This is a genomic window from Burkholderia torrens, from assembly GCF_984668525.1.
Genome location: NZ_OZ480211.1, coordinates 2,707,830 through 2,732,860, shown reverse-complemented (window position 1 = coordinate 2,732,860; position 25,031 = coordinate 2,707,830). Strand labels below are relative to the sequence as shown.

At 68.2% G+C, this 25,031-nt stretch carries 19 protein-coding genes; 9 read left to right on the top strand and 10 right to left on the bottom strand.

The annotated features are described in order from the left end of the window. Window positions 1-12: 12 nt before the first annotated feature. Together metG and AC5LXX_RS12600 are read right to left on the bottom strand one after the other, a co-directional pair. A complete protein-coding gene (gene metG / locus AC5LXX_RS12605) occupies window positions 13-2,169 on the bottom strand; it encodes a methionine--tRNA ligase (protein ID WP_493409662.1) in 2,157 nt (718 codons plus the stop codon). Window positions 2,170-2,532: 363 nt separating this feature from the next. Next, the gene (locus AC5LXX_RS12600) at window positions 2,533-3,174 is read right to left on the bottom strand and encodes a YiaD family glycine zipper/OmpA-like lipoprotein (protein ID WP_044847722.1); all 642 of its coding nucleotides are present in this window, start codon (window positions 3,172-3,174) and stop codon (window positions 2,533-2,535) included. A gap of 351 nt (window positions 3,175-3,525) precedes the next feature. Between AC5LXX_RS12600 and apbC the strand changes: the two genes are divergently transcribed. The 5 genes from apbC to AC5LXX_RS12575 all read left to right on the top strand — a co-directional run bounded on the left by apbC (window position 3,526) and on the right by AC5LXX_RS12575 (window position 9,160). Continuing rightward, window positions 3,526-4,617: an iron-sulfur cluster carrier protein ApbC gene (gene apbC, locus AC5LXX_RS12595; protein WP_493409661.1), complete on the top strand. Its 1,092-nt coding sequence runs from the start codon at window positions 3,526-3,528 to the stop codon at window positions 4,615-4,617. A gap of 133 nt (window positions 4,618-4,750) precedes the next feature. After that, window positions 4,751-5,287: a superoxide dismutase [Cu-Zn] gene (sodC, locus tag AC5LXX_RS12590; protein WP_124452809.1), complete on the top strand. Its 537-nt coding sequence runs from the start codon at window positions 4,751-4,753 to the stop codon at window positions 5,285-5,287. 112 nt (window positions 5,288-5,399) lie between these two features. Next, complete coding sequence (dcd, locus tag AC5LXX_RS12585) at window positions 5,400-5,969, top strand: dCTP deaminase (RefSeq protein ID WP_006398615.1); 570 nt, start codon at window positions 5,400-5,402, stop codon at window positions 5,967-5,969. A gap of 81 nt (window positions 5,970-6,050) precedes the next feature. After that, the gene (locus tag AC5LXX_RS12580; RefSeq protein WP_124452811.1) at window positions 6,051-8,330 is read left to right on the top strand and encodes an arginine/lysine/ornithine decarboxylase; all 2,280 of its coding nucleotides are present in this window, start codon (window positions 6,051-6,053) and stop codon (window positions 8,328-8,330) included. Then, window positions 8,330-9,160, top strand: coding sequence for a lysozyme inhibitor LprI family protein (locus tag AC5LXX_RS12575; RefSeq protein ID WP_493409660.1), 831 nt, complete (start codon window positions 8,330-8,332; stop codon window positions 9,158-9,160). Before AC5LXX_RS12580 ends, AC5LXX_RS12575 begins: the two co-directional genes overlap by 1 nt. Before the next feature lie 88 nt (window positions 9,161-9,248). On the opposite strand, the gene AC5LXX_RS12570 is transcribed toward AC5LXX_RS12575, so the two are convergent. The 3 genes from AC5LXX_RS12570 to AC5LXX_RS12560 all read right to left on the bottom strand — a co-directional run bounded on the left by AC5LXX_RS12570 (window position 9,249) and on the right by AC5LXX_RS12560 (window position 12,351). Continuing rightward, a complete protein-coding gene (locus AC5LXX_RS12570) occupies window positions 9,249-9,932 on the bottom strand; it encodes an HAD family hydrolase (protein WP_493409659.1) in 684 nt (227 codons plus the stop codon). Between the two features lie 96 nt (window positions 9,933-10,028). Beyond that, a complete protein-coding gene (gene argH, locus AC5LXX_RS12565) occupies window positions 10,029-11,438 on the bottom strand; it encodes an argininosuccinate lyase (protein WP_493409658.1) in 1,410 nt (469 codons plus the stop codon). Window positions 11,439-11,541: 103 nt separating this feature from the next. After that, window positions 11,542-12,351 (bottom strand): helix-turn-helix transcriptional regulator, encoded by an 810-nt coding sequence (locus tag AC5LXX_RS12560; protein WP_493401342.1) that lies wholly within the window; start codon window positions 12,349-12,351, stop codon window positions 11,542-11,544. 217 nt (window positions 12,352-12,568) lie between these two features. Here AC5LXX_RS12560 and AC5LXX_RS12555 point away from each other — a divergent pair, with 217 nt between their 5' ends. Further along, window positions 12,569-13,321: a class I SAM-dependent methyltransferase gene (locus tag AC5LXX_RS12555; protein WP_124452822.1), complete on the top strand. Its 753-nt coding sequence runs from the start codon at window positions 12,569-12,571 to the stop codon at window positions 13,319-13,321. Between the two features lie 103 nt (window positions 13,322-13,424). Here the strand turns inward: AC5LXX_RS12555 and ppc are convergent, their stop codons facing one another. Continuing rightward, a complete protein-coding gene (gene ppc, locus AC5LXX_RS12550; RefSeq protein ID WP_493409657.1) occupies window positions 13,425-16,439 on the bottom strand; it encodes a phosphoenolpyruvate carboxylase in 3,015 nt (1,004 codons plus the stop codon). A 208-nt stretch (window positions 16,440-16,647) separates the two neighbouring features. On the opposite strand from ppc, the gene hemC reads away from it, so the two are divergent. The 3 genes from hemC to AC5LXX_RS12535 are packed head-to-tail and all read left to right on the top strand — an operon-like array spanning window position 16,648 to window position 20,812. Further along, window positions 16,648-17,652 (top strand): hydroxymethylbilane synthase, encoded by a 1,005-nt coding sequence (gene hemC / locus AC5LXX_RS12545; protein ID WP_493409656.1) that lies wholly within the window; start codon window positions 16,648-16,650, stop codon window positions 17,650-17,652. After that, on the top strand, window positions 17,652-19,622 hold the full coding sequence (hemDX, locus tag AC5LXX_RS12540; protein WP_493409655.1) for a fused uroporphyrinogen-III synthase HemD/membrane protein HemX: 1,971 nt from the start codon (window positions 17,652-17,654) through the stop codon (window positions 19,620-19,622). Before hemC ends, hemDX begins: the two co-directional genes overlap by 1 nt. 2 nt (window positions 19,623-19,624) lie before the next feature. After that, window positions 19,625-20,812: a heme biosynthesis protein HemY gene (locus tag AC5LXX_RS12535; protein WP_493409654.1), complete on the top strand. Its 1,188-nt coding sequence runs from the start codon at window positions 19,625-19,627 to the stop codon at window positions 20,810-20,812. A 79-nt stretch (window positions 20,813-20,891) separates the two neighbouring features. Here AC5LXX_RS12535 and AC5LXX_RS12530 read toward each other — a convergent pair whose 3' ends face one another. From AC5LXX_RS12530 to AC5LXX_RS12515, 4 genes are all read right to left on the bottom strand, one after another. Continuing rightward, on the bottom strand, window positions 20,892-22,118 hold the full coding sequence (locus AC5LXX_RS12530; RefSeq protein WP_493409653.1) for an alpha/beta fold hydrolase: 1,227 nt from the start codon (window positions 22,116-22,118) through the stop codon (window positions 20,892-20,894). Next, window positions 22,115-22,528: a helix-turn-helix domain-containing protein gene (locus AC5LXX_RS12525; protein ID WP_493409652.1), complete on the bottom strand. Its 414-nt coding sequence runs from the start codon at window positions 22,526-22,528 to the stop codon at window positions 22,115-22,117. Before AC5LXX_RS12525 ends, AC5LXX_RS12530 begins: the two co-directional genes overlap by 4 nt. Window positions 22,529-22,759: 231 nt before the next feature. After that, a complete protein-coding gene (locus AC5LXX_RS12520; RefSeq protein WP_493409651.1) occupies window positions 22,760-24,064 on the bottom strand; it encodes an MFS transporter in 1,305 nt (434 codons plus the stop codon). A gap of 196 nt (window positions 24,065-24,260) precedes the next feature. Further along, on the bottom strand, window positions 24,261-25,019 hold the full coding sequence (locus AC5LXX_RS12515) for an SDR family oxidoreductase (RefSeq protein WP_322082871.1): 759 nt from the start codon (window positions 25,017-25,019) through the stop codon (window positions 24,261-24,263). Window positions 25,020-25,031: the final 12 nt, after the last annotated feature.

Sequence of the window (25,031 nt, the reverse complement as noted above, 5' to 3'; positions counted from 1 at the left end):
CGCGCGTCTGACTTACTTCACGCGCATGCCGGGCTTCGCGCCGCTGTGCGGCTCGAGGATGTAGAGACCCGGTTCCGCCTTCTCGTCGGTAGCAGACGCGGCGAGCACCATCCCTTCGGACAGGCCGAACTTCATCTTGCGCGGCGCGAGGTTCGCGACCATCACGGTCAGCTTGCCGACGAGTTGCTCCGGCTGGTACGCGGACTTGATGCCCGAGAACACGTTGCGGGTCTTTTCCTCGCCGACGTCGAGCGTGAGCTGCAGCAGCTTGTCCGAGCCTTCGACGGCCTGGCACGCGACGATCTTCGCGATGCGCAGGTCGATCTTCGCGAAATCGTCGATCGAGATCGGTGCGTCGTCGGCGCCGTTCACGACCGCCTGCTTCGCGTTCGCCTTTGCGCTGTTCTTCGCGCCCTTCGCGGCATTGGCGCTCGCGGCGGCCGCGCCGGTGGCCTCGGCCTGCAGCGAATCGCGGTTCGCGGCGAGCAGCGCCTCGATCTGCTTCGGATCGACGCGCGTCATCAGGTGCTGGTACGCCTTGATCGGCTGCGCCGACGACAGCGGCTTCGCGGCATCGGCCCACGCGAGCGGCGCGATCCCGAAGAACGCCTCGACGGCTTCGGCGACACGCGGCATCACCGGCTTCAGCGCGAGCGACAGCAGGCGGAACGACTCGAGGCTCACGCTGCAGGTTTCATGCAGCGCGACCGCGTTGGCCGGATCCTTCGCGAGATCCCACGGCTTCGCGCCGTCGACGTACGCGTTCACTTCGTCCGCGAGCTCCATCGTGTGGCGCAGTGCGCGGCCGTATTCGCGTGCTTCGTAGTGCGCGGCGATCTGCGGAATCGCATCGCGCAGCTTCGCGACGAGCGGGTGGTTCATCGCGCTGTCCTGCACGCGGCCGTCGAAACGCTTGATCAGGAAGCCGGCTGCGCGGCTCGCGATGTTCACGTACTTGCCGACGAGGTCGCTGTTCACGCGCGCCTGGAAGTCGTCGAGGTTCAGGTCGATGTCTTCCATCGTCGCGTTCAGCTTCGCGGCGAAGTAGTAGCGCAGCCATTCGGGGTTCAGGCCCGTGTCGATGTAGCTCTGCGCGGTGATGAACGTGCCGCGCGATTTCGACATCTTCGCGCCGTCGACCGTCAGGAAGCCGTGCGCGAACACGTTGGTCGGCGTGCGGTGGCCCGAGAACTCGAGCATCGCGGGCCAGAACAGCGTGTGGAAGTACAGGATGTCCTTGCCGATGAAGTGGTACTGCTCGGCCTTCGTGCCCGGACGGATCCACGCATCGAAGTCGATGCCGTTGCGGTCGCACAGGTTCTTGAAGCTCGCGTAGTAGCCGACCGGCGCGTCGAGCCATACATAGAAGTACTTGCCGGGCGCGCCCGGGATCTCGAAGCCGAAGTACGGCGCGTCGCGCGAGATGTCCCAGTCGGCGAGCTTGGCTTCGCCGGCGTCGCCGAGCCATTCGCGCATCTTGTTGGTCGCTTCGGGCTGCGCGAGGCCGCTCACCCATTCGCGCAGGAACGACTCGCAGCGCGGGTCGGACAGGCGGAAGAAGTAGTGCTTCGACGTCTTGCGCACCGGCGTCGCGCCCGACACGACCGAATACGGGTTCAGCAATTCGGTCGGCAGGTAGGTCGAACCGCACACTTCGCAGTTGTCGCCGTATTGATCCTTCGCGTGGCACTTCGGGCACTCGCCCTTGATGAAGCGGTCCGGCAGGAACATTTCCTTGACCGGGTCGTATGCCTGCTCGATCTCGCGCTCGGCGATCAGGCCGGCGTCCTGCAGCGCGAGGTAGATCTTCTCGCTCAGCACGCGGTTCTCGTCCGAATCGGTCGAGTAGAAATTGTCGAACGACACGCCGAAGCTGTCGAAGTCGCGCTTGTGTTCGGTCCACACGCGGTCGATCAGCTGCTTCGGGGTCAGGCCTTCCTTCTCCGCGCGCAGCATGATCGGCGTGCCGTGTGTGTCGTCGGCACCGATGTAGTAGACCTCATGGCCATGCATTCGCAGCGTCCGCACCCAGATGTCGGTCTGGATGTACTCGACCAGGTGGCCGATGTGGATCTGCCCGTTGGCATAGGGCAGTGCGGACGTGACGAGGATCTGGCGGCTGCCTTGCGGCGCCGCAGCCTGCACGGAAGTGAGGTCGGATGCGGACATAGGGTCTGTAGAGGAACAGCGGAAAAACGACGGGAAAGTGCGATTCTAGCAGGGGCGCGCGCCAGCGCGGCGGGCGGGCGCCGCGGAGCGGGCGGGGCCGCGCAAGCGGCATGCCCCATGGTCTTGTGCTGCAACGCAGCACGAATTCTGCGGGCAAAAAAAACCGGGGCGGATACGGCCCCGGAGCAACAACGACAAGAGGAGAATGGTGACGCGCCGGCAGCGCCAGCCGCGTACCGTAAATACTGACCGCGGCCTGCGACAGAAGTTCGAAAATTTTTTCGATTTGTTACCGGACCCGCCGGAAGCCTTGTCCGGCGGGGCTGCGTGCCACGAGCAGCCCCGCTCCTCTCGTGGCGATGCTTACTGCTGCGCGGCGCGCAGGTAGATTTCGACGCGACGGTTTTGTGCGCGGCCTGCTTCGGTCGCATTGTCCGCGATCGGGTTCGACGGGCCCATGCCCTGTGCCGCCAGGCGGCCGCCGGCGACGCCGCGCTGCACCAGCGCGTTGACGACGCTCTGCGCACGGTTCTGCGACAGCGTCTGGTTCAGCTGCTGCGAACCCGTGCTGTCCGTATAGCCGACGACCGAAGCCGTCACTTGCGGGTTCTGGTTCAGCGTCGTGGCCAGGTCGTTCAGCAGCGGCGTGAAGGCCGGCGTGATCGCGTACTGGTTCGTCGCGAACGTGACCGAGCTCGGCACGTTCAGCTTCAGCGAGCCGTCCGGCTGTTCGGTGACCTGCGTGCCCGTCTTCGCTGCCGACGGTGCGAGCTTGTTCTTGATCGCCTGCCAGTTGTAGCCCGTCACGCCGCCGACCAGTGCGCCGACGCCTGCGCCGATCGCCGCACCCTTGCCGCCGCCCGCCAGCGCGCCGATGCCCGCGCCCAGCGCAGCACCCGTGCCGGTACCGACGGCCGTGTTGTTGCCTTGCTGCGTGGCGCAGCCTGCCAGCAGTGCGCCGGCCAATGCGAAGACGGACAAGCGGGTCGCGATTTTCATGTTCATCTTGGATTCCTCTCTTGGTTGAACGAGTCGACAACGACGACAACAACAGTTACGGCTCCCTGCGCGGGCCGCCCGAAAAAGGAGGGCAGGCCTGCGCTCGCGGCAGCCGCCGAGGTGGCCGCATGCCCTGTCCGTCAGCGTGGCTGTTCGGGCAGGGCGACGCGTCAGCCTCTACAATATAGGCGGTAGGTGGCCGATTTGGCCCCATAGCATGCCGCACGCGAAGAGTGCGCCGGGTCGCGCGTTCGCGCAATGGCGTGCAACAGATTCTTTCACTTTTCCCGCTTTTCGCAGCGTAATTTGATATTTTTTGACGATTACACGCGAGAAAAACGTTTTCATGGAGTTTCGATGAGCATTGACCGGGCACAAGTCGACGCCGCACTGGCGGCAGTCGTCGACCCCAATACCGGCCGCCCGTATGCGGCGAACAAGGGCGTGCGCAATGTCGCGATCGACGGCGATGTCGTGACGCTCGACGTGGTGCTCGGTTACCCCGCGCGCAGCCAGCACGACGACGTGCGTGCGCGCGTCGTCGCAGCGCTCCAGGCCGTGCCGGGCGTCCGCGACGCACGCGTCGCCGTGTCGCAGGAAATCGTCGCGCACACGGTGCAGCGCGGCGTGAAGCTGTTGCCGAACGTGAAGAACATCGTTGCGGTCGCGTCGGGCAAGGGCGGCGTCGGCAAGAGCACGACGGCCGTGAACCTCGCGCTCGCGCTCGCCGCGGAGGGCGCGTCGGTCGGCATCCTCGACGCCGACATCTACGGCCCGTCGCTGCCGACGATGCTCGGCATCCACGGCCAGCGCCCCGAGTCGCCGGACAACCAGTCGATGAACCCGCTCGTCGGCCACGGGCTGCAGGCGAACTCGATCGGCTTCCTGATCGAGGAAGACAACCCGATGGTGTGGCGCGGCCCGATGGCGACCTCCGCGCTCGAACAGCTGCTGCGCCAGACCAACTGGCGCGATCTCGACTACCTGATCGTCGACATGCCGCCCGGCACCGGCGACATCCAGCTCACGCTCGCGCAGCGCGTGCCCGTCACGGGCGCGGTGATCGTCACGACGCCGCAGGACATCGCGCTGCTCGACGCGAAGAAGGGGCTGAAGATGTTCGAGAAGGTCGGGATCCCGATTCTCGGCATCGTCGAGAACATGAGCATCCACATCTGCTCGAACTGCGGCCACGAAGAGCACATCTTCGGCGCCGGCGGCGCGGAGCGGATGGCGAAGGACTACGACGTGAACGTGCTCGGCAGCCTGCCGCTCGACATCGCGATCCGCGAGCGCGCCGACAGCGGCACGCCGACGGTGGCGGCCGATTCCGAAGGCGCGCTGGCGCGCCGCTACCGCGATATCGCGCGCGGCGTCGCGCTGGCGATTGCCGAGCGATCGCGCGACATGACGTCGAAGTTCCCGTCGATCGTTGTTCAAAATACGTAAAACCCTTGCGGGGCGGGGCCTCAGGCTGTTTACGGCGCCGCGAGGCGCGGTATCATGGCGACTTTTCCCGGGTCCCTTTTCCCGCCCGGCGCGGCCGTCGTGTCAAACGGCCGCCAGCCGGCATGAGGATTGAATGAAACAACGACATCACGGCGTGCGCGCCGGCCGCGCGCAGCGCGCGCTGCTGGCCGCCGCCGCGCTGGGCCTGCTGGCCGGCTGTACCTCCTTTTCCTCGTCGCACGAAAAACGGGCCGACGCACAACTGCAGCCGACGGTCGGCGCGCAGGCGCGCGGCGCGGTGACGTTCGTCGAGCGCCCGGACGGCGTCCAGGTCACCTACAACCTGGCCGGCCTGCCGCCGAACAGCGATCATGCGCTGCAGGTGCACGAACGGGGCGACTGCAACGCAGGCGACGGCTCGAGCGCCGGCCAGGTGTTCGCACCGGCCGCCGACCGCCTGCGCGCCGGTGCGCGCGTCGCCGGCGATCTCGGCAACATCCATGCGGACGCGAACGGCGTCGCGGCCGGTTTCATCGTCGCGCCCGATCTGGCCCTCGACGGCGTGCGCTCGGCGATGAACCGTGCGGCGCTGGTGCACCGCGACCCGAGCGATCCCGCGTTTCCGCAGCACGGCGCGGGGCCCGCGCTGGCCTGCGGCGTGATCCGCTGACGGCCGCCGCGTGCGTCGGCCGATGATCGCGTAAAATGTCCGCCTTTCCCGGCCGCCGCCCTGAACCGGCGGCCTTCGTTTTCTGTCACGCAGCGTTTCCTGGCGCCCCGATATGAGTATCAAGTCCGACAAATGGATTCGGCGCATGGCCGAAGAGCACAAGATGATCGAGCCGTTCGTGCCCGATCAGGTTCGCGCGTCCGAGGACGGCCGCCGGATCGTCAGCTACGGCACGTCGAGCTACGGCTACGACATCCGCTGCGCGGACGAATTCAAGATCTTCACGAACATCAACTCGACGATCGTCGATCCGAAGAACTTCGACGAAGGTTCGTTTGTCGATTTCAAGGGCGACGTGTGCATCATCCCGCCGAATTCGTTCGCGCTGGCCCGCACCGTCGAATATTTCCGCATCCCGCGCACCGTGCTGACGGTCTGCCTCGGCAAGTCGACCTATGCGCGCTGCGGGATCATCGTCAACGTGACGCCGTTCGAACCCGAGTGGGAAGGCTACGTCACGCTGGAATTCTCGAACACCACGCCGCTGCCCGCGAAGATCTACGCGAACGAAGGCGTCGCGCAGGTGCTCTTCTTCGAGAGCGACGAAGTGTGCGACGTGTCGTACGCCGATCGCGGCGGCAAGTATCAGGGGCAGCGTGGTGTCACGCTGCCGAAAACCTGATCTGGTTGCATAACGTCTCACCAGTTTCCGGGTGACCGCTGCGCGTGACGCGCCGCGGTCGTTCTTTTTGGAGAATCGCCCATGAAGTTTCGTTTCCCCGTCGTCATCATCGACGAAGATTTCCGCTCCGAGAACATCTCGGGCTCCGGCATCCGGGCGTTGGCCGAAGCGATCGAGAAGGAGGGCGTCGAAGTCCTCGGCCTGACGAGCTACGGCGATCTGACGTCGTTCGCGCAGCAGTCGAGCCGCGCGTCGTGCTTCATCCTGTCGATCGACGACGACGAACTCATGCTCGGCGAGACCGGCCAGGACGGCGAACTGCCCGAGCTCGCGACCGCGATCATCGAGCTGCGCGCGTTCGTCACCGAAGTGCGCCGCCGCAACGCCGACATCCCGATCTTCCTGTACGGCGAAACGCGCACGTCGCGCCATCTGCCGAACGACATCCTGCGCGAACTGCACGGCTTCATCCACATGTTCGAGGACACGCCGGAGTTCGTCGCGCGCCACATCATCCGTGAAGCGAAGGTCTATCTCGACTCGCTCGCGCCGCCGTTCTTCAAGGAACTCGTCAAGTACGCGGACGAAGGCTCGTATTCGTGGCACTGCCCGGGCCACTCGGGCGGCGTCGCGTTCCTGAAGAACCCGCTCGGCCAGATGTTCCACCAGTTCTTCGGCGAGAACATGCTGCGCGCGGACGTCTGCAACGCGGTGGACGAACTCGGCCAGCTGCTCGACCACACGGGCCCGGTCGCGGCATCCGAGCGCAATGCGGCGCGCATCTTCAGCGCCGACCACCTGTTCTTCGTGACCAACGGCACGTCGACGTCGAACAAGATCGTCTGGCACGCGACCGTCGCGCCGGGCGACATCGTGCTGGTCGACCGTAACTGCCACAAGTCGATCCTGCACGCGATCACGATGACGGGCGCGATCCCCGTGTTCCTGACGCCGACGCGCAACCACTTCGGCATCATCGGGCCGATCCCGCGCGACGAATTCAAGCCGGAGAACATCCGCAAGAAGATCGAGGCGAACCCGTTCGCGCGCGAAGCGATGCGCGCGAACCCGGACATGAAGCCGCGGATCCTGACGATCACGCAGAGCACGTACGACGGCGTCGTCTACAACGTCGAGATGATCAAGGACCTGCTCGGCGACCTGCTCGACACGCTGCACTTCGACGAAGCGTGGCTGCCGCACGCGACGTTCCACGATTTCTACCGCGACATGCACGCGATCGGCGACGGCCGTCCGCGCACGGGCGCGCTCGTGTTCGCGACGCACTCGACGCACAAGCTGCTCGCCGGCATCTCGCAGGCATCGCAGATCGTCGTGCAGGATTCGGAGAACCGAACGTTCGACAAGCACCGCTTCAACGAGGCGTACCTGATGCACACGTCGACGAGCCCGCAGTACGCGATCATCGCGTCGTGCGACGTCGCGGCCGCGATGATGGAGCCGCCGGGCGGCACCGCGCTTGTCGAGGAATCGATCGCCGAGGCGATCGATTTCCGCCGCGCGATGCGCAAGGTCGACGCCGAATACGGCGACGACTGGTTCTTCAGCGTATGGGGCCCGGACAGCCTGTCCGAGGAAGGCATCGGTTCGCGCGAAGACTGGATGCTGAAGCCGAACGACCACTGGCACGGCTTCGGCCCGCTCGCGGAAGGCTTCAACATGCTCGACCCGATCAAGGCGACGATCATCACGCCGGGGCTCGACGTCGACGGCGAGTTCGGCGAGACGGGCATTCCGGCCGCGATCGTCACGAAGTACCTGGCCGAGCACGGGATCATCGTCGAGAAGACCGGCCTGTACTCGTTCTTCATCATGTTCACGATCGGCATCACGAAGGGCCGCTGGAACTCGATGGTGACCGAGCTGCAGCAGTTCAAGGACGACTACGACAACAACCAGCCGCTGTGGCGCGTGCTGCCGGAATTCGTCGCGCAGCATCCGCGCTACGAGCGCGTCGGCCTGCGCGACCTGTGCACGCAGATCCACGACGTGTACCGCGCGAACGACATCGCGCGCCTGACGACGGAGATGTACCTGTCGGACATGGAGCCGGCGATGAAGCCGTCGGACGCGTTCGCGAAGCTCGCGCACCGCAAGATCGACCGCGTGCCGCTCGACGAGCTCGAAGGCCGCGTGACGAGCATCCTGCTGACGCCGTACCCGCCGGGCATCCCGCTGCTGATCCCGGGCGAGCGCTTCAACAAGACGATCGTGAACTACCTGCGGTTCGCGCGCGACTTCAACGAGCGTTTCCCGGGCTTCCACACCGACATCCACGGCCTCGTCGCGGAAGAGGTGAACGGCCGCGTCGAGTACTTCGTCGACTGCGTGCGCGACTGATGGCGACGCACGGACGAATCCGGGCGATGCGCGCGGCGCTGGCCGCGCTCGTCGTCTGGGCGGCAGGCGCGGCGGGGCTGGCAGGGTCGGGCGTCGCGCACGCGGAAGTCGCGGCGGCCGACCCGATCGACGTCGCGATGCGGCAATGCCTCGCGCGGCGCGACCGGTCGTCGCCGGCCGGCCAGATCCAGTGCATGGGCGAAGCGCAGCAGCAGTGGCAGGCAGTGATGGACGGCGCGTACCAGCGCCTGTTGAAGGATGCGCCGGCCGATGCGAAGCGCGGCTGGCAGGACAGCCAGCGCCATTGGCTCACGTGGCGCAAGGACGAAGTGCTGCTGCTGAAGGCCGTGTACGACACGACGCGCGGCACGTCGTATGCGATGTCGAGCGCTGACCTTCAGCTGCAGCCCGTGCGCGATCGCGCGCTGGCGCTGCGCGGCGCGGCGGATCGCTATGCGCCGCCGCCCGCGGCGGCCCCGGTCGCGGCCGTGAGCGGGGCGCAGAGCGGCACGAGCACGGCCCAGATGGCGGCCACGCCGAATGCCAGGCCGGCGGCGAACGCGCCGCGCGATCCGGCCGTGCGCCGCGTGCGGCCGTGCGAACAGGACGCCGCGTGCGAGCACGCGCTGTTCGACCTGAACCGCTATTACCAGAAGCTGCGCCGCAAGATGCCGGCACATTCGGCCGCGACGCTCGTGCGCGCGCAGCGCGCGTGGGTCGGGTTCCGCGATGCGACGGCGCCGCTCGTCGGCGAGGACGGGCGCGTCGACCTGATCGGCGCGCGCATCGCGACGATGAAGCGGCTGTCGGAGACGGCCGGCAACAAGTAACGGCCGTCGACGGCTGCGATCGTGCGGCGATACAACGAAACGGGCACCCAGCGGTGCCCGTTTTGCATTGCGCGGCGTGTGCTGGCGCCTACCTATGCTGCGACGTGTGCTGCAGGCCGAACCACGACGGCACGAGCGCGACCGCCTCGTCGAGCGACGCAAGCACGTGCAGGCTCAGCGCGATGATTTCGGGTGTCGGCGCCTTCAGGTCGGGCACGGTGACGACCGATGCGCCGGCGCCGGCGGCCGACTGCGCGCCGAAGTCGCTGTCCTCGAATGCCACGCACCGCTGCGCCGGCACGCCGAGGCGTTCGGCCGCGAGCCGGTAGACGGCCGGGTCGGGCTTGCCGCGCGCGACTTCGTCGCCGCCCGCGATCGCGCGGAAGAACGGCAGCACGCCGACCGCATCGAGCTGCGCGCGGATCACGTCGCCCGCGGACGACGACGCGACCGCGCACGGAATGCCGGCCTGCGCGAGCGCTTCGAGCAGCGCGAACGCGCCGGGTTTCAGCGGAAACTTCGGATGCGGTTCAGGCGCCGCGAGCTGTTCGCGCACGCGGGTGCGCACCGCGTCGAACGTATCGGGATGGCCGATCAGCCGCGCCAGGATGACCTGACCTTCGGCGAACGAGCGGCCGACGATCTGCAGGTAGTCGGTGACGGTCAGCGCGACTCCGTGCGCGTTCGACACGTCGATCCACGTGTTCATGATGGTCCGCTCGGAATCGACGAGCAGGCCGTCCATGTCGAAGAGCGCGGCGGAGAAGGTCATCGGCGGCATCCGGGAAGCAGGGCAGGCGATCGGCGGCGCAACGGCCGCCCGAATGAAAAACGGACGCCGAAGGCGTCCGTCCATGACAGCAGGCTGTTACTCGCCCAGTGCGGCGCGGGCTGCCTTGACGGCCGCGCGCACCTGGTCGGGCGCGGTGCCGCCCGGGTGGTTGCGGCTGGCGACCGAACCCTCGAGCGTCAGGTAGCCGAACACGTCGTCGCCGATCAGCTGCGCGACGTTCGGCAGTTCCTGCTTCATTTCGTCGAGCGTCAGGTCGGCGAGATCGATGCCGCGGTCGTCGCAGATCTTCACCGCGTGCGCGACGGCTTCGTGCGCATCGCGGAACGGCAGGCCGCGCTTGACCAGGTAGTCGGCGAGGTCGGTGGCGGTCGAGAAGCCCTGCAGCGCGGCCGCGCGCATCGCGTCCGGCTTCACGGTGATGCCCGCGACCATCTCGGCGAAGATCCGCAGCGTGTCGGCAACGGTGTCGACCGTGTCGAACAGCGGCTCCTTGTCTTCCTGGTTGTCCTTGTTGTACGCGAGCGGCTGGCCCTTCATCAGCGTCAGCAGCGCCATCAGGTGGCCGTTCACGCGGCCCGTCTTGCCGCGCGCGAGCTCGGGCACGTCCGGGTTCTTCTTCTGCGGCATGATCGAGCTGCCGGTGCAGAAGCGGTCGGCGATGTCGATGAAACCGACGCGCGGGCTCATCCACAGCACGAGTTCTTCGGAGAAGCGCGACACGTGCGTCATCACCAGCGCGGATGCCGCCGTGAATTCGATCGCGAAATCACGATCGGACACGGCATCGAGCGAGTTCGCGCAGATGCCGTCGAAGCCGAGCGTCTTCGCCACTGCATGACGGTCGATCGGGTAGCTCGTGCCCGCGAGCGCGGCCGCGCCGAGCGGCAGGCGGTTCACGCGCGTGCGGCAGTCGCGCATGCGTTCCGCGTCGCGCGTGAACATCTCGACGTACGCGAGCAGGTGATGGCCGAACGTCACGGGTTGCGCGACCTGCAGGTGCGTGAAGCCCGGCATGATCGTGTCGGCGTTCTGTTCCGCGAGGTCGAGCAGCGCGCCGCGCAGGTCGTTCAGCAGGCCGCCGATGCGGTCGATCTCGCCGCGCAGCCACAGGCGGATGTCGGTCGCGACCTGGTCGTTGCGCGAGCGGCCCGTGTGCAGGCGCTTGCCGGCATCGCCGATCAGCGCGGTCAGGCGCGCCTCGATGTTCAGGTGGACGTCTTCCAGGTCGAGCTGCCATTCGAATTCGCCGCGCTCGATTTCGCCCTTGATCTGCGCCATCCCGCGTTCGATCGCGGCCAGGTCGTCGGCGCTGATGATCTTCTGCGCGGCGAGCATGTTCGCGTGCGCGAGCGAGCCGGCGATGTCGACGAGCGCGAGGCGCTTGTCGAAAAACACCGACGACGTGTAGCGCTTGACCAGTTCCGACATCGGTTCCGAGAAGCGGGCCGACCAGGCCTCGCCCTTTTTGTGCAGTTGGGACGTCATGGCGATTCTTCGAAGGGGAGTTGGGCGGCGTGCGCCGCCGAGGGAATCCTGCAATTCTAGCATTCGCGGGCCTGCCGGCCGTGGCCCGCACGGGTCGGCCCGCTCAGTCGCGCACCAGCACGACGAGCTTCAGGTCCTCGCGGTGCGCGGGCTTCAGCGTGATCTGCTGGTACACGAGGCGGCCGTCGGCCGGATGGTCGAATTCGCGCAACCCGCCTTCGCGTTCGAACACGTCCTGCGACGCCCAGTACTGCGCGAACGCGTCGCTGCCGGCGGTCAGCGCGTCGATCAGCGCGCGCGTTGGCGCGTCGGCCAGGTGGCGGATCGAATCGGCGCGGAATTCGGCCGCGAGCCGCCGGGCGCGGGTTTCCCAGTCGACGATCAGCGTGCGCGCGGCCGGCGACATGAACGTGAAGCGCAGCAGGTTGCGGTCGTGCTCGCCGTCGAGCCAGCCGGAAAAGAGCGCGGCGGCCGGCGCGTTCCACGCGAGCGCGTTCCATTGCCGGTCGAGCACGTACGCCGGGGTCGCGATTGCCGCGACGGTCGCGGCGAGCGTCGGCGGCAGGTCGCCGCCGGCGACGTCGGGTTCGGCCGGGTCGCGCTGCGCGGCCAGCTCGAACAGGTACGCGCGCTCGGCCTTCGACAGCTGCAGCGCGACGGCAATGCGCGCGAGCGCGTCGGCCGACGCCGACACCGGGCGGCCCTGTTCGATCCACGTGTACCAGGTCGGGCTGACGCCGCACAGCTGCGCGACTTCCTCGCGCCGCAGCCCCGGCGTGCGGCGGCGCGGGCCGGGCGGCAGGCCGACGGCCTGCGGCGACAGCCGCTCGCGGTGGGCGCGGATGAATTCGCCGAGCGCGCGGGCGGGCGTGGCGTCGAGCGGCGGGACGGAGACGGAGGACGGCTGGTTCATGCGGAAACGGCGAAAGGGCCGCGGGGACGCGGCAAGGTTCAGACAGGTGGATCGAATACCAGAATAACTGCTTAACTTGTACTGGTACAGGCGCGGGCCTATTGTAGCGTCTCGCGCGCTGGCAGGGCAGCGGGCGTCCCACACAACCCGTTGCACGGGGCCGGAACGCGCGCCGAAGCGCTCACGCCGGCCGCTGCATCAAGGAAAGGAGCGAACGATGAAACACCACGACCAGGTCGCCGACGCATTCGGCACGACGGCCGCCGCCTATCTGACGAGCACGGTCCATGCGACGGGCGCCGACCTGCAGGCGCTCGCCGACGCAGTGAGCGCGACGCCCGATGCGACGGTGCTCGATCTCGGTTGCGGCGCCGGCCACGCGAGCTTCGCGGTCGCGCCGCACGTGCGCGCCGTGGTCGCCTACGATCTCGCCGCGCCGATGCTCGCGACCGTCGACGCAGCCGCGCGCGAGCGCGGGCTCGCGAACATCCGCACGCAGCAGGGGCCGGCCGAGCGGCTGCCGTTCGACACGGCGACGTTCGACTGGGTCGTGAGCCGCATGAGCGCGCATCACTGGCACGACATGCGCGCGGCGCTCGCCGAGGTGCGCCGCGTGCTGAAGCCGGGCGGCCGCGTGCTGATGATCGACATCGCCGGCAACGACCATCCGCTCCTCGACACGTACCTGCAGGCCGCGGAGGTGCTGCGCGACGCGTCGCACGTGCGCGACTACCGTGCCGACGAATGGCTCGCAATGTTCCGCGAGGCCGGCTTCGACGCGCAGGTGCACAGCCGCTGGCGGCTGCCGATCGATTTCGACACGTGGGTCGCGCGGATCCGCACGCCGGCCGACAGCGTGACGGGCATTCGCGCGCTGTGGGCGCATGCCCCCGACGAAGTGCGCGCCTACTACGCGGTGCAGCCTGACGGTTCGTTCGAGCACGACGGGCTGCTGATCGACGCGCATTGACGGGCGGCGCGCCGGGGCATGAAAAAAGCCGCGATACGCATGATCGCGTCTCGCGGCTTTCACGATGCAGGCCGGCGCGCAACGCGTGCGCGCCGCACGCGGATCAGCCCGTGTTGCGCAGGCCGGCCGCGATCCCGTTGATCGTCAGGTGAATCCCGCGACGCAGGCGCGCGTTCGTGTCGCCCGCGCGGTGACGCTTGATCAGCTCGACCTGCAGATGGTTCAGCGGATCGAGATACGGGAAGCGGTTCTTGATCGAGCGCGCGAGCAGCGGGTTGGTCGCGAGGCGGCCTTCGTGCCCGGTGATTTCCGCGAGCGCCTGCGACGTGCGCTCCCATTCTGCGACGATCCGCTCGAACACGTGCTTGCGCAGCTTGCGGTCCGACACGAGCTGTGCGTAGCGCGACGCGACCGCGAGATCGGTCTTCGCGAGCACCATGTCCATGTTCGACATCAGGTTCGAGAAGAACGGCCAGGTCTTGTTCATCTTCTTCAGCAGCGCGACGCGCTTCGTGCGCTCGGCGTCGTCCTGCGCGCTGTCGAGATACGCGCTCACCGCGCTGCCGAAGCCGTACCAGCCCGTCAGCAGCAGCCGGCACTGGCCCCACGAGAAGCCCCACGGAATCGCGCGCAGGTCCTCGATCTTGCGCTGCTTCGGATCCTGCAGCTTGCGCGACGCAGGGCGGCTGCCGATGTTCAGCTCGGCGATCTCGGTGATCGGCGTCGACGAGAAGAAGTAGTCGGTGAAGCCCGGGGTTTCGTAGACGAGCGCGCGGTACGCGGCCATCGCCGAGTCGGACAGCGTCTGCATCGCGGCTTCGAACGCGGGCAGCTGCGCCGGCGCGTTCGACTGCGGCAGCAGCGAGGCCTCGAGCGTCGCGGCGACGACCGTCTCGAGGTTGCGCCGGCCGATCTCGGGGTTCGCGAACTTGCTCGCGATCACCTCGCCCTGTTCGGTCAGGCGGATCTGGCCGTTCACGGTGCCCGGCGGCTGCGACAGGATCGCCTGGTAGGTCGGGCCGCCGCCGCGGCCGACCGTGCCGCCACGGCCGTGGAACAGCCGCAGCGTGATCTTGCGGTCGCGGAACAGGTCGACGAGCGCGAGTTCCGCGCGATACAGCTCCCAGTTCGACGTGAGGAAGCCGCCGTCCTTGTTGCTGTCCGAGTAGCCGAGCATCACTTCCTGCTCGGCGCCCTGGTGCGCGATCAGCGCGTCGATGCCCGGCAGTGCGAAATATTCGCGCATGATGCGCGCGGCGTCGCGCAGGTCGGGAATCGTCTCGAACAGCGGGATCACCATCAGGCTGTTGCGCGCGTCGCCGCCCGGCACGCCGAGCGTGCCTTCGAGCAGGCCCGTCTCTTTCTGCAGCAGCAGGACTTCGACGAGGTCGCTGACGGTTTCCGTATGCGAAATGATGTAGTTGCGCACCGCGCGCGCGCCGAATTGCGCACGGACTTCGCGCGCCTTCTCGAACACGCCGAGCTCGCTCTGCGCGAGCGCCGAGTATTCGAAGTACGGCGAGCGCAGCGGACGCGGGTCGGCCAGCGCGGCCAGCAGCACGCGCAGCTTGTCTTCCTCGGCGAGCGCCGCGTAGTCGGCTTCGACGCCCGCGCGCGCGAACAGCTCGGCGACCACCGCTTCGTGGATGTCGGAGCTCTGGCGCAGGTCGATGCTCGCGAGATGGAAGCCGAACACTTCGGCCGCGCGCACGAGCGGCGCGAGGCGCGGCGCGGCGAGCGACGTGCCGTGGTGCTCGTCGAGCGACGCGGTCAGCACCTTCAGGTCGGCGACGAACGCTTCGGAATCCGGATACGGGATCGCGCGCACGGGCGGGGCGCCGCGGCCCGCGCTGCGCACGGGCACCGTGCCTTCGCCGACGCGCACGCGCGCGCTCGCGGCGAGCCGCGTGTAGATGCCGATCAGCGCACGGCGATACGGTTCGTCGACGCGGTGCGGCGACTGGTCGGGCGAGGCGGCCGCGAGCGCCTTCACGGCGTCGTTCGCGCCGACGAGCAGGTTCGATACCGACAGCTCGGCGCCGAGCTTGTGCACCTGTTCCAGGTAGTGCTCGAGGATCACCGCGGCCTGGCGGTTGATCGCTTCGTCGAGCGTCGGCGCGGTCACGTTCGGGTTGCCGTCGCGGTCGCCGCCGATCCAGCTGCCCATCTGGAAGAACGCGGGCACGCGAGCGGACAGGCCGTGCTCGGCGAGCGCGGCCTCGATGTCGCCGTACAGCGCGGGCAGTTCGTCGAGGAACGTCGCGCGGTAGTACGACAGCGCGTTCTCGATCTCGTCGCCGACCGTCAGGCGCGAGTCGCGCAGCATGCGCGTCTGCCACAGCGCGGTCACGCGCGCGCGCAGCATCGCTTCGTTGTACTGGCGCTCGCGCGCGGTCAGTTCCTGGTCGCGCTCGGCAAGCAGGCGCGCGATGTCGTGCTGCGCGTCGAGGATGCTCTTGCGCTGCACTTCGGTCGGGTGCGCGGTCAGCACGGGCACGATCAGCGCGTCGTCGAAGAAGCGCTGCAGCAGGCGCTTCGACGCGTTGCCGGTCGTTTTCAGCTGCTCGAGCGCGTACGCGACCGTGCCCGGTTGCGACGCGGAGCCGGCCAGCGCGTGGATGCGGCGGCGGCGGTTGTGGTGGCGGTCTTCCGCGATGTTCGCCAGGTGCGAGAAATAGCTGAACGCGCGCACGACGCTCACCGTCTGCTCCGGCGTCAGCTTGCGCAGCTTCTTCTCGAGCGTCTGTGCGGCTTCGCTGTCGTCCTCGCGGCGGAACTTGACCGCGGTCTGGCGGATCGTCTCGACGACGTCGAATACCGTATCGCCTTCCTGTTCGCGCACGACGTCGCCGAGCAGGCGGCCGAGGAAGCGGATGTCCTCGAACAGCGGACCGTCCTTGTCGTCGCGCGTGCGCGTGCCGGCCTTCGGCGCTGCGGCCTTGCGGACAGCGGGGCCGGCGGCTTTGGCCGCGGGTTTCGTCTGACGTATCGGGTCTTTCGGTTTCGTTGCCGTTTTCGCACGGCCGTTCGCGGCGGTGGCGACGGTGTCCGTCGAGGCGTCGGAGGAGGACAGGGCAGCATTGCGGCGCGCCGTACGCGCCGATCCGGAAGACTTCACGATGGGTTTCCTTGGGAAAGCTCGAGTCAAAAGGAACTGCGGAAACTGCGGGAACTGCGGTCAAGCAACCAGCTACGTGCGGCACATCCGCGCATCGGCGCCGCGACCCGCGCAGGGGCAGGCCGGGCGCAGGCTCCGGGCCCGGGCGGGCCGGGGCGTGCGTGCTACCATTGTTCGATCTTCAATCCCGTCCTTCGATGTTCCAGCAATGAATTCCGAGACCCCTGCGGCCGGGCCGCAACAGGCACAGCCGCCCGCGACGTTGACGATTGCTTCGCGAGAGAGCCGCCTGGCGATGTGGCAAGCCGAACATGTGCGTGATGCGCTGCGCAAATTATATCCAGCTTGTGACGTGAAAATCCTCGGGATGACGACCCGCGGCGATCAGATTCTCGATCGCACGCTGTCGAAGGTCGGCGGCAAGGGCCTGTTCGTGAAGGAACTGGAAGGCGCGCTGGCCGACGGCCGCGCCGATCTCGCCGTGCATTCGCTGAAGGACGTGCCGATGGCGCTGCCCGACGGCTTCACGCTCGCCGCGATCATGGAGCGTGAAGACCCGCGCGATGCATTCGTGTCGAACGACTACGCGTCGCTCGACGCGCTGCCGGCCGGTGCGGTGGTCGGCACGTCAAGCCTGCGCCGTGAAGCGATGCTGCGTTCGCGCTATCCGCACCTGGAAGTCCTGCCGCTGCGCGGCAACCTCGACACGCGTCTCGCGAAGCTCGACCGCGGCGACTATGCGGCGATCATCCTCGCGGCCGCCGGCCTGAAACGCCTCGGCCTCGAAGCGCGCATTCGCACGCTGCTCGACGTCGAGGCCAGCCCGCCCGCGGCCGGCCAGGGCGCGCTCGGCATCGAGATCGCCGCGCACCGCGACGACGTCGCCGCGTGGCTCGCGCCGCTGCACGACCCGCAGACCGCGCTCGCGGTCGAGGCCGAGCGGATGGTGTCGCGCGCGCTCGGCGGCAGCTGCGAGGTGCCGCTCGCCGCGCACGCGGTGTGGCGCGCGGGCGAACTGTACCTGACGGGCCGCGTGTCGACGACCGACGGCAAGCGCGTGCTGACGGCCGAGGAGTGCGGCGCCGTGATGACCGTCGCCGATGCGCTCGCGCTCGGCCGCGCGGTATCCGACGAGCTCGAGGCGCAAGGCGCGCTCGACATCGTCCAGGCACTGCTCGCGGGCTCGCAGGCCGCGGGCAAGGGCGACGTCTGATGGCGGGCGGCGCGCGCGCGTTCACCGCTGTCCTGACGCGTCCGGACGGCCAGTCCGATGCGCTCGCGTCGCAACTCGCCGATGCCGGTTGCGACGTGCTCGAATTTCCGCTGATCGACATTGCGCCGGTCGACGATCCGGCGCCGCTCGATGCCGCGTTCGCGGCGCTTGCCGACTACGCGCTGGTGATTTTCGTGTCGCCGAACGCGATCGACCGCGCGCTCGCGCAATACGGCGCGATCTGGCCGAACGCGCTGCCGGTCGGCGTGGTCGGGCCCGGCAGCGTCGCGGCGCTCGAGCGTCACGGCATCGCGGCACCCGCGCATCGCGTGATCGCGCCGCAGGCGCCGGCCGACGGCAGCGTCCCCCATTACGATTCCGAGAGTCTGTTCGCGTGCATCGAGGCCGCGTTCGGCGGCGCGCAGGCGCTGGCGGCCAAGCGCGTGCTGATCGTGCGCGGCGACGGCGGGCGCGAATGGCTCGCCGACCGCCTGCGCGAGGCCGGCGCGGACGTCACGCTCGTCGCCGCCTACCGGCGTGTCGTGCCGGAACCGCGCGTCGGCGCGTGGGAGCGCGTGCACGCGCTGCTCGACGGCCAGCCGCATGCGTGGCTCGTCACGAGCTCGGAAGGCGTGCGCAACCTGCACGAACTCGCGCGGGCGCACCTGAACGATGCCGAGATCGACGCGCTGAAGCATGCGCCGCTCGTCACACCGCACCCGCGGATCGAGCAGACCGCTCGCGCATTGGGTTTTGATAGGATTACGCTGACCGGCGCGGGCGATGAGCGCATCGTCCGCGCGTTTCGAACGATGGCCGACGAGGCCGTCCAACCGGCGACAGCCGCACCGGTGACTAAACGCATGACAGATACCAACGATTCCAAAAGCGTCGCTTCCCAGCCGGCCGCTGCATCCGCACCGCCGTCGAGTCCCCCTTATCGCGCGCCCGAGCCGCCCGCGCGCCGCGGCGGCAGCGCGGTGCTGTGGTTCGTCGTCGTCGTGCTCGGCTGCGCGGCCGGTGTCGGCGGCTACGCGCTGAACCGCAAGATCGACCGGCTCGACGGCACGTTCGTCACGCGCCAGAAGGCGCTCGACGCGCAGGCGGCCGAAACGCGCATGAAGACCGAGCAGGCGCTCGCGAGCACGCACCAGGTCGACACGCAGCTCGCGCAGCTCGACGGCAAGCTCGCCGACGCGCAGAGCGCGCAGCAGGCGCTGCAGCAGCAATACCAGGACCTGTCGCGCAACCGCGACGCGTGGATGCTCGAGGAAGTCGACCAGATGCTGTCGAGCGCGAGCCAACAGCTTCAACTGACCGGCAACACGCAGCTCGCGCTGATCGCGCTGCAGAACGCCGACGCGCGTCTCGCGACGTCGCAGAGCGCGCAGGCCGTCACGGTGCGCAAGGCGCTCGCGCTGGACATCGAGAAGCTGAAGGCCGCGCCGGCCGCCGATCTCACGGGCCTCGCGATCAAGCTCGACGACGCGATCGCGAAGATCGACGCGCTGCCGCTGTCCGGCGAGGCGATCGTGCCGCACGCGGAGCCGAAGGCTGCGCCGGCCGAGCCCGCATCGTCGGCCGTGGCCGGCGAGCCGCGCTGGAAGGTGTGGTGGCACGACTTCTCGGCCGGCCTCGGCCAGCAGCTGAAGAGCCTCGTGCAGGTCCGCCGGATCGACAACGCGGACGCGATGCTCGCGTCGCCCGACCAGGGCTACTTCGTGCGCGAGAACGTGAAGCTGCGCCTGCTCACCGCGCGGCTGTCGCTGCTCGCGCGCAACGACAGCGCGATGAAGGCCGACCTGCACGCCGCGCAGGCGTCGCTCGGGAAGTATTTCGATCAGGCGTCGAAGGACACGCAGACCGTCGAGGATCTGCTCAAGCAGGTTGACGGCGCATCGCTGACGGTTGCGGTGCCGAACCTGAACACGAGCCTGAACGCCGTTCAGCAGTTCAAGAGCCGGGGGTAACGATGACGCTTCGAGGAATCGTCTGGCTCGCGGTCCTGTTCGCGATCGCCGCGGCGCTCGCCACCGTCGGCCGTTTCGACGCGGGGCAGGTGCTGCTCGTCTATCCGCCGTACCGGATCGACGTGTCGCTGAACCTGTTCGTGATCGCCATCGTCGTGCTGTTCATCGTCCTGTACGCGCTGCTGCGCATCGTGCGCAACATCTGGCGCATGCCGCAGCGGGTCGCCGCGTATCGTGCGCGCTCGCGCAACGAGAAGGCACAGGCGTCGCTGCGCGATGCAATCTCGAACCTGTACGCAGGCCGCTTCTCGCGCGCGGAGAAGGCCGCGCGTGAAGCGCTGACGGTCGATGCGAACCTGGGCGCCGCGAGTCTCGTCGCGGCCACCGCCGCGCACCGGATGCACGAGTACACGCGCCGCGACGACTGGCTGTCGAAGGTCGATGCGCCCGAATGGCAGGATGCGAGGCTGCTCGCGGCGGCCGACATGCGCGCGGATGCGCGCGATGCCGACGGCGCGCTCGCCGCGCTGGCCGACATGCAGGCCGGCGGCAAGCGCATTCACGCGCAGCAGGTCGCGCTGCGCGCGCAGCAGCAACTGAAGAACTGGGCCGAGGTGCTGAAGCTCGCGAAGGCGCTCGAGAAGCGCGAGGCGCTGCATCCGGCTGCAGCCGTGCGGCTGCGCCAGCAGGCTGCAGAGAACCTGCTGCGCGAACGCCGGCACGACCCGGACGCGTTGCTCGAAGTGTGGCAGTCGCTGTCGCCGGTCGAGCGCCAGTCGCCGCGTCTGGCCGATCTCGCGGCCGACCTGCTCGTGCCGCTCGAGCGTCGCAACGAAGCGCGCCGCATCGTCGAGGACGCGCTCGCGCACAACTGGGATGCCCGTCTGCTGCGCCGTTACCCGGACACGGCCGGCGCCGATGCGCTGCCGCTGATCCAGAAGGCGGAAGGGTGGAAGAAGGATCATCCGGACGATGCCGACCTGCTGTTCGCGCTCGGCCGCCTCTGCCAGCAGCAGCAGCTGTGGGGCAAGGCGCAGTCGTTCCTCGAAGCGGCGCTGAAGCTGGCCGACAACGAGGCGCTGAAGGTGCGCACGCATCGCGCGCTCGCGCGCCTGTTCGAGCATCTCGGCGAAACCGACAAGGCCGCGAAGCACTACCGCGAAAGCGCGCTTGCGATCACCGTGGTCTGACAGCGGCGCTGTACTGCACGGCATAAAAGCCCCGAACGCCCAGCGGCCTTCGGGGCTTTTTTTTGTCCTTTTTCGTCCGCTATGCGCCGAGCCTGCGCAGCAGGTCGTCTTCGTTCGCAACGAACCAGACCGACTGCCCGCGGTTGGATTCGCGAACGAGCGCACGCAGCGCTTCGCTGCGCGCGAGCCAGCGGTCGATGTCGCCTACCACACCGAGCCGGACGCCGTAGTTGACGAGCTTCTGCAGCACGGTGCCGGCCAGCCCGCTGTCGAGCCGGTAGAAATCGTCGTGCAGCGCGTCGGCGGGGATCGCGATCCAGTCGGCTTCGTGCTCGTGCGCGAGCGCGACGAGTTCGAGCGCATCGCTTTCCCGCTGCACGAGGGCGGCGAAAGGATCGCGGACCAGCACACGGCTGCCGGCTGCCTGAACGATTCGATGGTGCATGTGGGTAGGTTCCGTCGATGCGAGAAACGCGCGCACGTTGTCGCGCTGCCCGCGGATGAAATGGGACTGCTCCGGAAGAAACAGGACCTGCGCGTGCGGCACGAGGCGCGTCAGGCGATCGCGCGTGTCGCGTGAATCGAGCATCACGTCGCGGCCGCCGATGATCGCCAGTACGGGCGTGGACAACGTGCGGAGCGTCGCGTCGTCGAATACCGGGATCGGTTCGAGGCGCGGGCGGAAGCCGCGGTCGACCGCGCGCATCAGTGCGAGCGCGTCACGTTCGGCCGGCGTCGACGCGGGTGGCAGACGACCAAGCACGCGCCGCCGCACGCAGGCGCGCCCGGCATCGCCGAGCAGCAGCAGCGGCAGCGCCCACCACAGAAACGGCTTCTGCCGGCCGATCCCCGACGGGCAGAGCAGCGCGAGCCGCGTCACGCGCGCGGGGCGCCGCAGCGCGAAATCGAGCGCCATTCGCGCGCCGAGCGAGATGCCGACGAACGCGGCGCGCGACAGCTGCAGGCCGTCCAGCACGTCGTCGAGCCACTGCGCGTACGCGTCGCCCGCGAGCGGCGGCCGTGACGGCGCGCTCGGTCCGGCTTCGCCGATCACGTCGATCGCGTAGAGCCGGAAGTGCGTCGCCCATTCGGCCGCATGGTGCTGCCAGCTTGCCGCCGTCGTCTGCGCACCGTGGATCAGCACGACCGGCGGCGCGTGTTCGGACCCGCAGGCGATCACGTGCGTCGGCCCGTGGCGCGTTTGCACCATGATGCGCCGATACCCGGCCGGCCAGTGCGACAGCGCAGCCGCGTAAGCGGCGCGAATCGCGCGCGCGTGGCGCGGCGACCGGAAGACCGTGCTCATGTGCCGCTTTTCTGCAGCAGCATGTCGAGCGACGACATCAGCGCAGCCGTGTCGGCCGGCGTCGCGGCGACGATGACTTTGACGAGGCTCAATGCGGGATCGAACGTGACGTCGATCCGCACCGGGTCGACATACGACGTGCGGCCGGACGCCATCGCGTGCAGCGACCGCGACAGGTACTGGTGCAGCGACTGCGACGCGTCCGGAATGTCGACGATGCTGGTGACGCGTACTGCACGCGGCACGGGCGCGGCCGGCGTCGTGGGCGCGAACGCGGCGAGGTCGGTGTCGAGGATGCGGTATGCGCGGCCGACCCGCGTCGCGCGCAGCTTGCCGTCGCGAATGAACCGCAGGACGGTCTTCGGATGAACGCGCAGGCGCGCGGCGGTGTCTTCGACGGTGTGGAACATGGTCGGCAAATGATTCCCTTGATGTTCTTTATTGTTCCATATAAAAAGGAATATAGGGGAGTAATTTGGCGAATAAGGCGTTATCATCCAGCCGGCATGGCAGTTGCCCGATCCGGGGCGCGCCTGCCCGGAATGGAAAACGCCCCGGCGACCGGAGGGATTCCGGTTGCCGGGGCGTGCCGGGGGCCGGCGGTCGGCCGGCGTGTCCGGTGAGACGCTATGCGCCGCGCATCACTTGTCGACCAGCCGTTTCGGCACCGACAGCGCGAGCAATCCGCCGAGCACGAGGAACGCGGCGAGCATGTACATGCCCGCATCGTTGGCGCCCGTCGCCTGCTTGAGCCAGCCCATCAGGTACGGGCTCAGGAAACCGGCGAGGTTGCCGATCGAATTGATCATCGCGATGCCGGCCGCGGCGGCCGTGCCGCCGAGGAATGCGGTCGGCAGGCTCCAGAACAGCGGCAGCGTCGTCAGGATGCCGATCGTCGCGAGCGTGAGGCCGAGCATCGCGAGTGCGGTCTGGTGCGCCCAGATCACCGACAGCACGAGCCCGAGCGCGCCGATCGCGGCCGGAATCGCGAGGTGCCAGCGGCGTTCGCGGCGCTTGTCCGCGCTGCGCGCGATCAGGATCATCGCGACCACCGCGGCCGCGTACGGAATCGCCGACAGCAGGCCGATCATGATCGTGTCGGTCACGCCCGTCGCCTTGATGATCGTCGGCAGCCAGAAGCCGACGCCGTAGAGTCCCATCACGAACGAGAAATAGATCAGCGCCATCAGCCACACGCGCGGGCTCGACATCACCGCGCCGAGCGGCAGGTCTTCCTTGGTGGCTTCTTCCGCGTCGACGTTGCGGGTGAGCAGCGCCTTTTCCTCGTCGGTGAGCCACGTCGCCTTCGCGATCCGCTCGTCGAGCGTGAAGAACACGAGCACGCCGGCGAGCACCGACGGAATGCCTTCGAGCAGGAACAGCCATTGCCAGCCGTGCCAGCCGCTCACGCCGTCGAACGCCTTCAGGATGAAGCCCGAGATCGGCCCGCCGATCACGCCGGACAGCGCGACGGCTGTCATGAAGAACGTCGTCATCCGGCCGCGCCGGTGCGCGGGATACCAGTACGTGAGGTAGAGGATCACGCCGGGGAAGAAGCCCGCTTCGGCGACGCCGAGCAGGAAGCGCATCACGTAGAACATCGCGGGCGTCGTGACGAACATCGTCAGGATCGAGATCACGCCCCAGGTCGCCATGATGCGCGCGATCCACACGCGCGCGCCGACCTTGTGCAGGATGATGTTGCTCGGCACTTCGAACAGGAAATAGCCGAAGAAGAAGATCCCGGCGCCGAGCCCGTACACGGTGTCGCTCAGGTTCAGGTCGCTCGCCATCTGCAGCTTCGCGAACCCGACGTTCACGCGGTCGAGATACGCGACCACGTAGCACAGCAGCAGGAGCGGCACGAGCCGCCACGATACCTTTCGGTAGGTTGCTTCCTCGAATGCGCCGGACGAGCCCGGCAGCGATTGCGTCGATGTTGCCATGTTGTCTCCTGTCGATCCAAGTTAGCGCTTTAGCGGTTACTTGGATCCCATGCTTCGCGGTCGATCCAAGTTAGCGCTTTAGCGGTTACTCGGATCCCATGTACCGCTGTCTTTGTAGTTGGCCGGAGCAGACGCAGCGGCGTGTCCGATCCGGTTTCGTGTGAAGCAAGAAGGGTAATCGTGCCGCCTGTTACAGCTAGATGCAGCGCCCGCCGTCGACTTCGAGGCAGACGCCGGTGATGAATTCGGCTTCGTCGGACGCAAGGTACAGCGCGGCGTTCGCGATGTCCTGCGGCGTCGAGAAGCGGCCGAGCGGGATCGTCGCGAGGAAGCGACTGCGATTTTCCGGTGTGTCCTCGCAGCCCATGAACTCGGTCATCAGCGCCGTCTCGCCAAGCACGGGGTTGATGCAGTTCACGCGGATGCGGTCGGCGCCGAGCTCGGCCGCGAGCGACTTGCTCGCGGTGATCATCGCGCCCTTCGTGCTGTTGTACCAGACGAGGCCCGGGCGCGGCCGCACGCCGGCCGTCGACGCGACGTTCACGAACACGCCGCCGCCCTGTGCACGGAAGTACGGCACGAGGGTCTGCACGCACCAGAACAGGCTCTTCATGTTGACCGCGTACACGCGGTCGAACTCGGCTTCCGTCACGTCGAGCACGGGCTTGTTGCGGTGCGTGGTGCCCGCGTTGTTCACGACGATCTGCACCGCGTGGAAATCGTCGAGCGCGGCCTGCAGCAGCGCATGCCAGTCTTCCTGCTTCGACACGTCGCCGGCCACCGCGATCGCCTTGCCGCCCGCGAGCGCGATCTCGCTCGCGACGCGCTCGGCCGCCGCGCCGTTCAGGTCGTTGACGACGACGTTCGCGCCTTCGCGCGCATACGTCTTCGCGATGCCTTCGCCGAAACCCGAGCCGCCGCCTGTGACGATGGCCGTCTTGCCGCTCAACCGCATGGTGTGTCTCCT

What these genes read in the sequence shown, in the direction of transcription:
- metG (WP_493409662.1), bottom strand. Translation starts at nt 2,169, where the DNA reads ATGTCCGCATCCGACCTCACTTCCGTGCAGGCTGCGGCGCCGCAAGGC.
- AC5LXX_RS12600 (WP_044847722.1), bottom strand. Translation starts at nt 3,174, where the DNA reads ATGAACATGAAAATCGCGACCCGCTTGTCCGTCTTCGCATTGGCCGGC.
- apbC (WP_493409661.1), top strand. Translation starts at nt 3,526, where the DNA reads ATGAGCATTGACCGGGCACAAGTCGACGCCGCACTGGCGGCAGTCGTC.
- sodC (WP_124452809.1), top strand. Translation starts at nt 4,751, where the DNA reads ATGAAACAACGACATCACGGCGTGCGCGCCGGCCGCGCGCAGCGCGCG.
- dcd (WP_006398615.1), top strand. Translation starts at nt 5,400, where the DNA reads ATGAGTATCAAGTCCGACAAATGGATTCGGCGCATGGCCGAAGAGCAC.
- AC5LXX_RS12580 (WP_124452811.1), top strand. Translation starts at nt 6,051, where the DNA reads ATGAAGTTTCGTTTCCCCGTCGTCATCATCGACGAAGATTTCCGCTCC.
- AC5LXX_RS12575 (WP_493409660.1), top strand. Translation starts at nt 8,330, where the DNA reads ATGGCGACGCACGGACGAATCCGGGCGATGCGCGCGGCGCTGGCCGCG.
- AC5LXX_RS12570 (WP_493409659.1), bottom strand. Translation starts at nt 9,932, where the DNA reads ATGACCTTCTCCGCCGCGCTCTTCGACATGGACGGCCTGCTCGTCGAT.
- argH (WP_493409658.1), bottom strand. Translation starts at nt 11,438, where the DNA reads ATGACGTCCCAACTGCACAAAAAGGGCGAGGCCTGGTCGGCCCGCTTC.
- AC5LXX_RS12560 (WP_493401342.1), bottom strand. Translation starts at nt 12,351, where the DNA reads ATGAACCAGCCGTCCTCCGTCTCCGTCCCGCCGCTCGACGCCACGCCC.
- AC5LXX_RS12555 (WP_124452822.1), top strand. Translation starts at nt 12,569, where the DNA reads ATGAAACACCACGACCAGGTCGCCGACGCATTCGGCACGACGGCCGCC.
- hemC (WP_493409656.1), top strand. Translation starts at nt 16,648, where the DNA reads ATGAATTCCGAGACCCCTGCGGCCGGGCCGCAACAGGCACAGCCGCCC.
- hemDX (WP_493409655.1), top strand. Translation starts at nt 17,652, where the DNA reads ATGGCGGGCGGCGCGCGCGCGTTCACCGCTGTCCTGACGCGTCCGGAC.
- AC5LXX_RS12535 (WP_493409654.1), top strand. Translation starts at nt 19,625, where the DNA reads ATGACGCTTCGAGGAATCGTCTGGCTCGCGGTCCTGTTCGCGATCGCC.
- AC5LXX_RS12530 (WP_493409653.1), bottom strand. Translation starts at nt 22,118, where the DNA reads ATGAGCACGGTCTTCCGGTCGCCGCGCCACGCGCGCGCGATTCGCGCC.
- AC5LXX_RS12525 (WP_493409652.1), bottom strand. Translation starts at nt 22,528, where the DNA reads ATGTTCCACACCGTCGAAGACACCGCCGCGCGCCTGCGCGTTCATCCG.
- AC5LXX_RS12520 (WP_493409651.1), bottom strand. Translation starts at nt 24,064, where the DNA reads ATGGCAACATCGACGCAATCGCTGCCGGGCTCGTCCGGCGCATTCGAG.
- AC5LXX_RS12515 (WP_322082871.1), bottom strand. Translation starts at nt 25,019, where the DNA reads ATGCGGTTGAGCGGCAAGACGGCCATCGTCACAGGCGGCGGCTCGGGT.